The following is an 11,322-nucleotide window of genomic DNA, read 5'->3' as shown; positions in this document are numbered from 1 at the left end:
TATGTCTGTTTTCGCTAAGGTTGAAAGGTAAAGTATGGAAGGTTTCAGCATTGCCAAACTGCTGATCATCGGTGCACTTATTGTACTGCTGTTTGGTACCAACAAGTTACGTTCACTGGGTGGTGATCTGGGTTCCGCCATTAAAGGCTTCAAGAAAGCCATGAAAGACGATGAATCCACCGCAACCAAAAGCACCGCTGAAGAAGCGCCGGCTGAACGCGTGAGCCACAAAGAGTAATCCGACTTCAAACGTCAATAAGTGTAAATGTTTATGACGTTGATAAAAAAACCAGACTGCTTCCAGTCTGGTTTTTGTTTTTTGGCACCGGTGAAAAAAAGGCTGGCTGCGGGCGTCACACCAGTAGAACCGATTATTTCACTTCCAGCCCTTTGGCCTGCATATCCGCATGATAAGAAGAACGGACGAATGGGCCACAGGCCGCGTGGGTGAAGCCCATCGCCATGGCTTCCTCTTTCATCTCATCAAACTCTGCCGGGCTCACATAGCGCTGTACCGGCAGGTGGTGGCGGCTTGGCTGTAAATACTGGCCGAGTGTGAGCATGGTGACACCATGACGACGCAGGTCACGCATCACTTCTACGATTTCCGCATTGGTTTCACCCAATCCGACCATCAGGCCAGACTTGGTTGGCACATCAGGATGCGCTTCTTTGAAACGCTCCAGCAGCTTCAGCGACCAGTCGTAGTTGGCGCCAGGGCGTACCTGACGGTAAACGCGTGGCACGTTTTCCATGTTGTGGTTGAACACATCTGGCGGCGTGGCGGTGAGGATTTCCAGCGCACGATCCATACGACCACGGAAGTCAGGCACCAGCGTTTCAATTTTGATGTTAGGGCTTTTTTCGCGAATGGCAGTGATGCAATCGGCAAAATGCTGAGCCCCGCCGTCGCGAAGATCGTCGCGGTCAACCGAGGTGATCACCACATAACGCAGCGCCATATCGGCAATAGTTTGTGCCAGTTTCAGCGGTTCGTTGGCGTCAGGCATATTTGGACGGCCGTGGGCGACGTCGCAGAATGGGCAACGACGCGTACAAATCGCGCCGAGGATCATAAAGGTGGCGGTGCCGTGGTTAAAACATTCAGCGAGGTTAGGGCAGGAGGCCTCTTCACATACTGAGTGCAGACCATTTTTGCGCATGGCGGCTTTGATACCCTGAATGCGGCTGGAATCCGCAGGCAGTTTTATCTTCATCCACTCCGGCTTACGCAGAATTTCTTCACGCTCGACCATCACGGTTTTCACCGGAATCAGCGCCATTTTGTCGGCATCGCGATACTTGACGCCACGTTCCATCTGAATTGGTTTACTCATAAATCTGCAGGTTCCGGTCGGGATTGCGATTTGAAAGCTTCCTCACTCAAACTGAGAACCAGGCTTTCAACTTTATTTGAAAATATGGCAAAAATTATATCATTTCGTCTGCGCATAAGCAGCCGATATGCGAGCGCTAAAGTTACAATTTTGTAAATGAGCACAGACAGTCAAGGTCAGACCCTGGCCTCATTTTGCCATTCAAGCTGGGTGAAACCCATTAAGCGGGCGAAATGTTGTACCAAACGGGGTTGTACGTCGGCGGTTGTGACGCCCGGCTGCTTTTCACTTAACTGCGTCATGCGCATGCCGGCATAACCGCAGGGATTGATGCGCAGGAAAGGTGCCAGATCCATCGCCACATTTAATGCCAGGCCGTGGAAGGAGCACCCTTTGCGAATGCGAAGGCCTAATGAGCACACTTTGTCATCGCCGATATAAACGCCGGGTGCGTCGGCACGTGCGCGCGCAGCGATACCATAATCCGCCAGGGTGGCGATCACGGTTTCCTCCAGCGCAGTGACCAGCTCTCTGACACCGATTTTGTGACGTTTAATATCAATCAACACGTACATCACCTGTTGCCCAGGCCCGTGATACGTCACCTGGCCGCCACGATCGCTCTGCACAACCGGAATATCGCCCGGCATCAGCAGATGTTCGGCTTTGCCTGCCTGGCCCTGGGTAAACACCGGATGATGTTCCACCAGCCAGATTTCATCGGCAGTGCTGCTGTCACGTTGATCGGTAAACTGATGCATCGCATCGGAGATAGGTTGCCAGTCGCGCTGGCCCAGTTGACGAACAAGAAGCGTGTTAGCTGACAAAGCGGAGATCCGGTAGAGAGTGAAGGGCTGAGTATAACGCTGGCAAAGCCGCCTTTGCCAGCGCGGGTATTACAGGACCATGCGCACGATATCGATGTTACCCAGTTCTTCGTACAGGGTTTCTACCTGTTCGATATGCGTTGCGGTGATGGTGATGGAAACCGAATGGTAGTTACCTTTGCTGCTCGGTTTCACTGCCGGGGTATAGTCGCCGGGGGCGTGGCGCTGCACCACTTCAACCACTTGATCAACCAGCTCCGGTTGCGCCAGACCCATTACTTTATAGGTGAAGGGGGTAGGGAATTCGAGCAGTTCATTCAGTTTGGTTTTCATGTTGGCTCCGGTGCTTAAAATTGAGAAGAGAAGCCCGAAGGCCGCCCCTACAACAGGTGATGCATAAAAATCGATAAGGGAGGCTTTCCAGCCTCCCCTATACGTTTGAAACGGGGGTTTCTAATTATATGGTATCAGACAGACGATTTTTCAAGCGTCTTAGCCAAACCAGTGATGGAACATCAGTTTGATGTAATCAATGATACGGCTGAAGAAGCCGCCTTCCTGCACTTCGTTCAGCACCACCAGCGGACGCTGTTCAATGGTTTTGCCATCCAGCTGGAAGTTGATGCTACCCACCACCTGGTTTTTCTGCAGCGGTGCATGCAGTTCGGTATTGGTCAGTACATAGCTGGCTTTCAGGTCTTTCATACGGCCGCGTGGAATGGTCAGGTAGGCATCTTTTTCAACGCCTAACTGGACACGATCGCTGTTACCAAACCAAACCGGCTCAGAGGCGAACTCTTTGCCTGCTTTCAGAGGTGCGACGGTCTCAAAGAAACGGAAGCCCCAGGTCAGCAGTTTTTTACTTTCGGTTTCACGACCTTTATAGGTGTGACCGCCCATGACGGCGGAGATTAGACGCATCTGGCCTTCAGTGGCAGAAGCCACCAGGTTGTAACCTGCCGCATCAGTGTGACCGGTTTTGATGCCGTCAACGTTCAGGCTGGTATCCCACAGTAAACCATTGCGGTTCATCTGTTTGATATTGTTGAAGGTGAACTCTTTTTCACGGTAGACCGAGTATTCGTCCGGCACATCACGAATCAATGCCTGGCCGATCAGCGCCATATCACGCGCCGAGCTGTACTGGCCTTCAGCATCCAGGCCGTGCACGGTCTGGAAGTGGGTGTTTTTCAGACCCAACGCGTCAACGTAGTTATTCATCAGGCTAACAAACGCATCCTGGCTGCCGGCAACGTAATCGGCCATCGCTACACAGGCATCATTCCCTGACTGCAACACGATACCGCGCGTCAGTTGAGAAACCGGTACGCGATCGCCTGGCTTCAGGAACATCAGTGACGAGCCTTTGAACACCGGATTACCGGTGGCCCATGCGTCTTTACCGACGGTGACGATATCATCGTTATGGATTTTGCCTGCTTTGACCGCCTGACCAATCACATAGCTGGTCATCATTTTGGTCAGACTGGCGGGATCGCGACGCGCATCGGCGTTCTTTTCGGCCAGGACTTTACCTGAGTTGGCATCGATCAGCACATAAGCTTCAGCATCGATTTCCGGGACGCCCGGGATCATCGTCTTAAGGTTAACATCGTCCGCAAAGGCGGCATGGCTGAGAGAAAGGGCGACCAGTGATCCCACTGTCAGGCGTTTCAGAAAACGAGAGGGTTTCAGCGTATTCATGTTAAGGACTACAACATCCGTGGGCTAAGAGTGAAAAAAGTGCCTTACTATAGCAAACGCCCGATCGAGCGACATCTTGCTTTGCAAATCAGTTTCAGCAGTAAAGGTAACTGCCCGTAACATTACGGACGGGCAGTTGTAATAAATGAGCTCATTTGTGCTTCAGTGGTCAGGCGCTGTTGTAACGCAGCGGCTTCCGCCCGGCTGCTGTAGCCGCCGAGTTGAATACGATAAACGTTGCCATTGGCTTCCACATTGCCGGGGACGCCAAAACGTTTACCCAGGCTGGTCGCCAGTTGACGGGCGCGCGCCGCATCATTGACCGCACCGACCTGAACGACATAACCACCGGCGGTATGCGTACTCTGAGGTGCAGCGCTGGCTGGAGCAGAAACCGATGCCGCGACAGGCGCAGCGGATGTTGCCTGCACAGGCGTGGCGGCCGGTTCACTGCCTTCCAGTACACCGTTTGCTAAAGGCTGAGGCGCGCCGAGGAAACCGCTGCTCTGCACCGGGGCACCGAGTCCACCGTTACTCTGCAGGGTGCTGTTATCGACTGCGCGAACATCCTGTGGCGCAGGTGCAGGCGTGGTATTGGCGCTGCCACCCATCATCACCATGCCGCCGTTAAGATCCGGGCGCGCGGGCAGGGCGTAGCTCTGCTTCGCCACTGTGGTGCCAATGGTGCCGGGGCCGGAAACAGAACCATCCGGTGCGACTTTGATGTAATCCACGCGAACACGGGAATTATTCGAGATATTCAAACGGTCGCCTGCCGCGCGAGACAGGTCAATGATGCGGCCGGGGGTATACGGGCCACGGTCATTAACACGCACCACGATCTGGCGACCATTGGCGAGGTTAGTGACGCGCACATAGCTTGGCAGTGGCAGAGTAGGGTGTGCCGCAGTTAAGGCGTCTGGATCGTAAGCTTCGCCGATCGCTGTGCGATTACCTTGTGCTTCTGCACCGTACCAGGTGGCCAACCCAACTTCGCTGAAGTTCGAAGGATCCTTGATTACGCGATAATTTTTACCATTAACGCTGTAATCCTGACTGGTAGAAGGATTGATCGGTTCATAGCGCGGTTCAACGCCTGGGATTTCCACCACCGGGCCATTATAGGCCGGCTGCGGTGGCGCAGTATTATTCTGCTGTTCCGGTGCGGAACAGGCAGCCAGTACCAATGATGCCAGTGCAACCCCAAGCCAATCCTTACGCATGTGCAGCCTCTTAAACGCTTTTAGATAACATTTTTCGATGAGTATGGATCGACATCACGATGCCAAATCCGGCCATTAATACAATCAACGCCGACCCGCCGTAGCTCACCAGCGGCAGCGGAACACCGACCACGGGTAAGATACCACTTACCATACCAATGTTAACGAAAACATAGACGAATAAAATCAACATCAAACCACCGGCCATCACGCGACCAAAGGTGGTTTGCGCGCGCGCCGCAATAATCAGGCCGCGCAAAATCAGCAGCAGATACAGTACCAGTAACACTAATACGCCGACCAGGCCGAGTTCCTCTGCCAGTACCGCAAAGATAAAGTCGGTGTGACGTTCAGGCAAAAACTCCAGCTGTGACTGGGTGCCATGCAGCCAGCCTTTGCCACGTAAACCACCGGATCCAATCGCAATCTTGGACTGAATAATGTGATAACCGGCACCGAGCGGGTCACTCTCTGGATCGAGCAGCATCATCACACGGTCGCGCTGATAGTCATGCATCAGGAAGAACCACAGTACCGGAATAAAGGCCGCCACCAGCAGCACCGCCAGGGCAATCAGCTTCCAGCTCATGCCCGACAGGAACAGCACAAACAGGCCGGACGCGGCGATCAGAATCGAGGTGCCGAGGTCAGGCTGTGCCGCCACTAACAGCGTCGGCATGAAGATCAACACCAGCGCAATGCCGGTATTTTTCAGCGTCGGTGGGCAGACATCGCGGTTAATAAAGCGCGCCACCATCAGCGGCACCGCTATTTTGGCGATTTCCGAGGGCTGGAAACGCACAAAGCCAAGATCGAGCCAGCGCTGAGCCCCTTTACTGATATGGCCAAAGGCATCCACCGCCACCAGTAATATCACGCAGACAATATAGAGATAGGGCGCCCAACTTTCATACACGCGCGGCGGCACTTGCGCCATGACCAGCATGATAATGATACCCATGGCAATCTGACCGAGCTTACGCTCCATCATGCCAGGATCCTGACCGCTGGCGCTCCAGATGACGATGGCGCTGTAAGCCAGTAGCGCAAGGATGATCAGCATAAACAGGGGATCGATATGGATACGCGTCCAGATCGATCTTTTCTGCGGGCTATCGTTCATGGACATCTTTATTCACCTTCGTAGCCAGGCGGCGTCGGTGCGGCTTCAGGCAGCACGGTATTGTTGTCGCCTAGCATTATGTGGTCGAGAATCTGACGCATCACCGTACCCACTGCCGGGCCGGCACCGCCGTTCTCCAGAATCATGGTTACGGCAACGCGCGGTTTGTCGTAAGGCGCGAAAGCCGTCATCAGTTTATGGTCACGCAGGCGTTCAGCAATTTTGTGCGCGTTATAGGTCTCGTTCTCTTTCAGACCGAATACCTGCGCAGTACCGGATTTCGCGGCGATTTTGTAAGGCGCATCGGCAAAACTTTTGTGCGCCGTCCCGTTCGCGCGGTTGGCCACGCCGTACATGCCATCTTTGGCGATTTCCCAATATCCCGAGTGGATGTCGCCAATCGGCGCATCCGGCGGCTGGCGATACGGCACCATGGCCTGACCTTCACGGGTGGCGCGCAGCAAATGCGGCACTTTGATAATGCCGTCATTGATCAGAATCATCATGGCTTTGTTCATCTGCACCGGCGTTGCAGTCCAGTAACCCTGACCAATGCCCACCGGAATGGTGTCACCCTGATACCACGGCTTCTTAAAGCGCTTCAGCTTCCACTCACGCGTTGGCATGTTGCCGGGACTTTCCTGCGGCAAATCAATACCGGTGCGATGGCCATAGCCAAATTTGGTCATCCACTCTGACAGGCGATCAATGCCCATGTCGTAGGCGACCTGATAGAAGAAGGTATCGGCAGACTCTTCCAGCGACTTGGTGACGTTAAGACGGCCGTGTCCCCATTTTTTCCAGTCGCGATAGCGTTTTTCCGAACCGGGCAACTGCCACCAGCCGGGGTCAAACAGGCTGGTATTGCGGTTAATCACCCCTGCACTCAGCGCAGAAACGGCAACATAAGGTTTCACCGTTGAAGCTGGCGGGTAGGATGCCTGTAACGCGCGGTTATACAGCGGACGGTTCTCATCGCTCAGCAGGGCTTTGTAATCCTTGCTGGAGATGCCATCGACAAACAGATTAGGGTCGTAGCTCGGTGTGGACACCAGCGCCAGAATTTCACCGGTGCGTGGATCGCTGACCACCACGGCGGCACGGCTGCCGGTCAACAGGGTTTCGATGTACTGCTGCAGTTTCAGGTCAACGGTCAGATAGATATCGCGACCGGCCTGAGGGGATTGCTCGTGCAACTGGCGGATCACCCGGCCGCGGTTGTTCACTTCAACCTCTTCGTAGCCGGTTTTGCCATGCAGCACATCTTCGTAATAGTTCTCGATGCCCAACTTGCCGATATCATGCGTCGCGGCATAGTTAGGCCATTTACCTTCATCATCGAGGCGCTTAACGTCGCGGTCGTTAATTTTAGAGACGTAGCCCACTACATGCGTCAGCGTCTGACCGTAGGGATAATAGCGGCGCTGATAACCTTTCACTTCCACACCGGGGAAGCGGTACTGATTGACGGCAAAGCGCGCCACCTGCACTTCGTTGAGTGCGGTTTTTACCGGAATGGAGGTGAAACGACGTGAGCGCTTACGCTCTTTTTCAAAGGCGTCGAGATCGTCGTCCGTCAGATCCAGCACCGTGCGCAGATCCTGCAGCGTCTGCTTCAGGTCATCGACTTTTTCGGGTACCAGTTCAGCCTGGTAAATGGTGCGGTTCAGCGCCAGCGGGACGCCGTTGCGATCAAAGATGATGCCGCGGCTGGGCGCAACGGGCACCAGCTTGATGCGGTTCTCATTGGAACGGGTGCTGTAATCGTCAAAACGCAAAATTTGCAGATGATAGAGGTTGACCACCAGCACGCTGGAGAGCAGGAAAATACCGACAAAAGCCACCAAAGCCCGGCGGACAAAGAGTTTCTGTTCGGCAGTGTAATCGCGAAAGGCGTTGCTCTGTAATTTCATCCGCTGCGTTTATTGTCTGGAGGTTGTCAGGCGTTTATTCACGGTGATAAGGATGATTCGTGGTGATGCTCCAGGCACGATACAGGCTTTCAGCGACCAGCACACGCACCAGCGGATGTGGCAACGTCAACGTGGACAGCGACCAGCTCTGCTCGGCAGCGGCTTTACAGGCCGGCGCCAGTCCTTCCGGGCCGCCAATCAACAAGCTGACATCGCGGCCATCTTGTTTCCAGCGCTCAAGCTGTTGCGCCAGCTGTGGGGTTTCCCACGGCTGCCCTGGAATATCCAGCGTGACGATGCGGTTGCCTTTGCCGACGGCCGCTAACATCGCTTCACCCTCTTTTTCCAGGATGCGCTTGATGTCCGCGTTCTTGCCGCGTTTACCCGCAGGCACTTCGGTCAGTTCAAACGGCATATCCTTGGGGAAGCGGCGCAGATACTCCATGAAACCGGTCTGAACCCAGTCAGGCATTTTGGTGCCGACGGCCACAAGCTGCAGTTTCAAGGCTTAGCTCCAGAGCTTTTCCAGCTCATACAGCTGGCGGCTCTCTTCCTGCATCACGTGTACGATCACTTCGCCAAGATCAACGACGACCCAATCAGCGGCAGCTTTACCATCGACGCCTAGCGGTTTTAAACCCGCGGCACGGGATTCCTGAACCACGTGATCGGCGATTGAAACCACATGACGCGTCGACGTGCCGGTGCAGATGATCATGCAATCGGTGATGCTCGATTTGCCCTGCACATCAACAGCAATGATGTCCTGGCCTTTAATATCGTCAATCTTATCAATAACGAAATCTTGGAGTGCTTTACCTTGCAAAAGGTTCCCCTTAAAAACAGGTGATTACGAGAAGGCTGAATGCCCGGAAAACATAGCCTAAAATGAAGCGGCGCAGTATAGCACGCAACGATCAACCGCGATATAAGCCAGCGCGATCGATGTAGTCGATAACCGCATCGGGCAGCAGATCGGTGCAGGATTGCCCCAGGTGACGACGCTGGCGTATTTCCGTGGCGGAGATGTCAAACAGCGGCGTATCAGCCAGCCAGATATGGCCTGCCGGTGCTTGATGCAACTGTTCTGCGTGCTGTGCACGATGCGCATCCAGCCACTGCTGCATCTCAGGCGTTTCCATCTGCGTTGCATAGCCCGGTCGCTGGCACACCAACAGATGGCACAAAGAGAGGAGATCCTGCCAGCGATGCCATTTGGCTAACGTTAGCAGAGAATCTTGTCCGATGATAAACCCGAGGGGCTGTTCTGCACCGCGTTCCGCACGGAGTGCTTCAAGGGTTGCCACCGTCCATGACGGCGTATCCCGTTCCAGCTCGCGCGTATCAATATCAAACAGGGGGCGGGTCGCAATGGCACAGCGCAGCATTTCCACGCGTTGCCGAGCACTGGCTTCGGGCTGTGGGCGATGCGGTGGCACGTTATTCGGCAGCAGCGTGACCTTTTTCAACCCCACCTGTTGCGCCAGCGCTTCCACCGGGCGCAGATGGCCAAAGTGGATAGGGTCGAAGGTGCCGCCGAACAGCGCGTAGAGTTTAGACATCAGTGAAGCTCAGGGGAAAATCGCGGTGACACAGCAGCAGCGACAAGGTCTCCAGCTGCGGCCAAAGATTTTGACCATAATCCTGCTTCATGGTCAGCTCCAGTTCGGCGAGCAGATGAACGGCGCGTTGCAGACGACGTGCATCAAGGCGTTGCAGCGCATCGGTAAACAGTGCGCGACGGTTTTGCCAGATGCGCTGTTGATCCATTAGCGCACGCAAGCCCTGTTTACCCTGATTGCGCTGCAAATGCAGCAGCGTCAGTAAATCACGTTGCAGAGAACGCAGTAAAATCACCCCTTCAGCATCCTCTTTTTCCAGCTGATGCAGGATATGCAGGGCGCGCTTACTTTTGCCCGCCAGCAGGGCATCCACCCAGTGGAAAGGGGTAAAATGCGCAGCGTCATTTACCGCGTCTTCCACGCGGGGCAGAGTGAGTTTGCCATCCGGCCACAGCAGTGACAGACGTTCCAGCGCCTGCGCCAGCGCCAGCAGATTACCTTCGTAGCAGTAGCACAGCAGTTGAATCGCCGCGTCATCAACACTCAACTTCATGGCTTTGGCACGGCTCGCGACCCAGCGCGGCAACTGCGCTTGTTCGGGCGTCTGGCAGGGAACCAGCACGGCATGAGCGCTGAGCGCTTTAAACCAGGCGCTGTTTTCCTGCGCTTTGGTCAGTTTTGCCATGCGCAGCACCAGCAGGATATCGCTGTGCAGCAGGCTGGCGAGTTTAACCAGTTGCTCGGCCATCGCTGCATTGGCACCGTTTTCTGGCAGTTGCAGCGTTAAGGTCTGGCGTTGAGTGAACAGGCTGAGTGCCTGACAGCTGGCAAAGATCGCATCCCAGTCGGTTTGCGCATCAAGAGTGACACTGAAGTGTTCTTCAAAGCCTTGAGAAGATGAGGCCGCGCGAATGGCATCGGCACTTTCCTGAATCAGCAACGGTTCATTGCCGGTCAGAAAATAACAGGCGCGCAGCCCCTCACGAAGCTGCGCGCTCAGTTGTTCAGGATAAATCCTGATCATTGCAGACTGGTTGCTGACGAAGAGGGCACTTCTGGTGAATTCTCACCTGGTGCGATGATCTCCGGCTGTGGCAACGTGTCTTTGTTGCTTTCCTGCGCGGCATGAACCGTTAACAGTTTACGCACCAGTTGCTCGGCGGCACGCTGGCGCATCTCCTGCACGATCATGTCTTGCTCGGCATCCTTCGCCAGTGCGGCATTCGGGTTGTCGAAGAAAGAACGGTACACGGTGGTGCTGATCGGGTAGATGCCTTTGCCCGGGATCAGAACCTGCGCGGTCACTGTCATCACCAGTGAATACTCAGCAGTGGTGCCGCTGATAAACACTGACGCGGTATCACGCCCCAGCACTTCTGCACCTAAGCGCAGAGTCGGGTATTTGGCACTGGCCTGTTTGCTGTCATTAACAATGGTGACATCATTGATACGCAGCTGTTGGCGCACGGTGCGCGCCATTGGGCCATACGGGTCGCCACTCTGGACGATCAGCGTTTTCATCTCGTTAGGCACCATGGTGGTGCCACGCGGGTGAAAACCACAGCCTGCGGTGATCATCACCGCGAGCAGGACAAACAGCCTGATAATCAGTTGTCGCACAGTTCCTCCTGAA

Annotated in this window: 13 protein-coding genes; 1 reads left to right on the top strand and 12 read right to left on the bottom strand. The window is 54.7% G+C overall.

Going from position 1 to position 11,322, the window contains the following annotated elements; genetic code table 11:
- Window positions 1–34: 34 nt before the first annotated feature.
- On the top strand, window positions 35–238 hold the full coding sequence (tatE, locus tag FD737_RS02500; RefSeq protein ID WP_034829040.1) for a twin-arginine translocase subunit TatE: 204 nt from the start codon (window positions 35–37) through the stop codon (window positions 236–238).
- Window positions 239–371: 133 nt separating this feature from the next.
- Here the strand turns inward: tatE and lipA are convergent, their stop codons facing one another.
- The 12 genes from lipA to lptE form a co-directional block, all read right to left on the bottom strand.
- Entirely contained in the window at window positions 372–1,337 is a 966-nt protein-coding gene (gene lipA, locus FD737_RS02495; protein ID WP_034829042.1) for a lipoyl synthase, read from the bottom strand.
- A 176-nt stretch (window positions 1,338–1,513) separates the two neighbouring features.
- Window positions 1,514–2,164 (bottom strand): lipoyl(octanoyl) transferase LipB, encoded by a 651-nt coding sequence (lipB, locus tag FD737_RS02490; protein WP_160832615.1) that lies wholly within the window; start codon window positions 2,162–2,164, stop codon window positions 1,514–1,516.
- A 69-nt stretch (window positions 2,165–2,233) separates the two neighbouring features.
- Entirely contained in the window at window positions 2,234–2,497 is a 264-nt protein-coding gene (gene ybeD / locus FD737_RS02485) for a DUF493 family protein YbeD (RefSeq protein WP_034829045.1), read from the bottom strand.
- 159 nt (window positions 2,498–2,656) lie between these two features.
- Window positions 2,657–3,868, bottom strand: coding sequence for a D-alanyl-D-alanine carboxypeptidase DacA (dacA, locus tag FD737_RS02480; protein ID WP_160832614.1), 1,212 nt, complete (start codon window positions 3,866–3,868; stop codon window positions 2,657–2,659).
- Window positions 3,869–3,990: 122 nt separating this feature from the next.
- The gene (gene rlpA, locus FD737_RS02475) at window positions 3,991–5,091 is read right to left on the bottom strand and encodes an endolytic peptidoglycan transglycosylase RlpA (RefSeq protein ID WP_097117438.1); all 1,101 of its coding nucleotides are present in this window, start codon (window positions 5,089–5,091) and stop codon (window positions 3,991–3,993) included.
- A gap of 10 nt (window positions 5,092–5,101) precedes the next feature.
- Window positions 5,102–6,214, bottom strand: a complete 1,113-nt coding sequence (gene mrdB, locus FD737_RS02470; protein WP_097117589.1) for a peptidoglycan glycosyltransferase MrdB — start codon at window positions 6,212–6,214, stop codon at window positions 5,102–5,104.
- Between the two features lie 8 nt (window positions 6,215–6,222).
- Window positions 6,223–8,127 carry a peptidoglycan DD-transpeptidase MrdA gene (mrdA, locus tag FD737_RS02465; RefSeq protein WP_160832613.1) on the bottom strand — a complete coding sequence of 635 codons (1,905 nt, stop codon included), beginning with the start codon at window positions 8,125–8,127 and terminating at the stop codon, window positions 6,223–6,225.
- Between the two features lie 34 nt (window positions 8,128–8,161).
- Entirely contained in the window at window positions 8,162–8,632 is a 471-nt protein-coding gene (rlmH, locus tag FD737_RS02460; protein ID WP_038648318.1) for a 23S rRNA (pseudouridine(1915)-N(3))-methyltransferase RlmH, read from the bottom strand.
- Window positions 8,633–8,635: 3 nt separating this feature from the next.
- On the bottom strand, window positions 8,636–8,953 hold the full coding sequence (gene rsfS, locus FD737_RS02455) for a ribosome silencing factor (protein ID WP_038648315.1): 318 nt from the start codon (window positions 8,951–8,953) through the stop codon (window positions 8,636–8,638).
- A 91-nt stretch (window positions 8,954–9,044) separates the two neighbouring features.
- A complete protein-coding gene (nadD, locus tag FD737_RS02450) occupies window positions 9,045–9,689 on the bottom strand; it encodes a nicotinate-nucleotide adenylyltransferase (RefSeq protein ID WP_097117437.1) in 645 nt (214 codons plus the stop codon).
- Window positions 9,682–10,713 (bottom strand): DNA polymerase III subunit delta, encoded by a 1,032-nt coding sequence (gene holA, locus FD737_RS02445; RefSeq protein ID WP_038648309.1) that lies wholly within the window; start codon window positions 10,711–10,713, stop codon window positions 9,682–9,684. The genes nadD and holA overlap by 8 nt, the downstream gene beginning before the upstream one ends.
- Entirely contained in the window at window positions 10,710–11,309 is a 600-nt protein-coding gene (gene lptE / locus FD737_RS02440) for an LPS assembly lipoprotein LptE (RefSeq protein WP_058960800.1), read from the bottom strand. The genes holA and lptE overlap by 4 nt, the downstream gene beginning before the upstream one ends.
- Between the last annotated feature and the right edge of the window lie 13 nt (window positions 11,310–11,322).

Origin of the sequence: Pantoea sp. Seng, from assembly GCF_009829935.1 — a bacterium.
Taxonomy (GTDB): domain Bacteria; phylum Pseudomonadota; class Gammaproteobacteria; order Enterobacterales; family Enterobacteriaceae; genus Pantoea; species Pantoea communis.
The sequence above is the reverse complement of the archived record's forward strand: the minus strand, read 5'-3'. Positions and strand labels throughout refer to the sequence as shown.

Excerpts from the sequence above, each read along its gene's own strand:
- rlpA (WP_097117438.1), bottom strand. The coding sequence starts at position 5,091 with ATGCGTAAGGATTGGCTTGGGGTTGCACTGGCATCATTGGTACTGGCT.
- mrdA (WP_160832613.1), bottom strand. The coding sequence starts at position 8,127 with ATGAAATTACAGAGCAACGCCTTTCGCGATTACACTGCCGAACAGAAA.
- holA (WP_038648309.1), bottom strand. The coding sequence starts at position 10,713 with ATGATCAGGATTTATCCTGAACAACTGAGCGCGCAGCTTCGTGAGGGG.
- lipA (WP_034829042.1), bottom strand. The coding sequence starts at position 1,337 with ATGAGTAAACCAATTCAGATGGAACGTGGCGTCAAGTATCGCGATGCC.
- dacA (WP_160832614.1), bottom strand. The coding sequence starts at position 3,868 with ATGAATACGCTGAAACCCTCTCGTTTTCTGAAACGCCTGACAGTGGGA.
- mrdB (WP_097117589.1), bottom strand. The coding sequence starts at position 6,214 with ATGAACGATAGCCCGCAGAAAAGATCGATCTGGACGCGTATCCATATC.
- nadD (WP_097117437.1), bottom strand. The coding sequence starts at position 9,689 with ATGTCTAAACTCTACGCGCTGTTCGGCGGCACCTTCGACCCTATCCAC.
- ybeD (WP_034829045.1), bottom strand. The coding sequence starts at position 2,497 with ATGAAAACCAAACTGAATGAACTGCTCGAATTCCCTACCCCCTTCACC.
- tatE (WP_034829040.1), top strand. The coding sequence starts at position 35 with ATGGAAGGTTTCAGCATTGCCAAACTGCTGATCATCGGTGCACTTATT.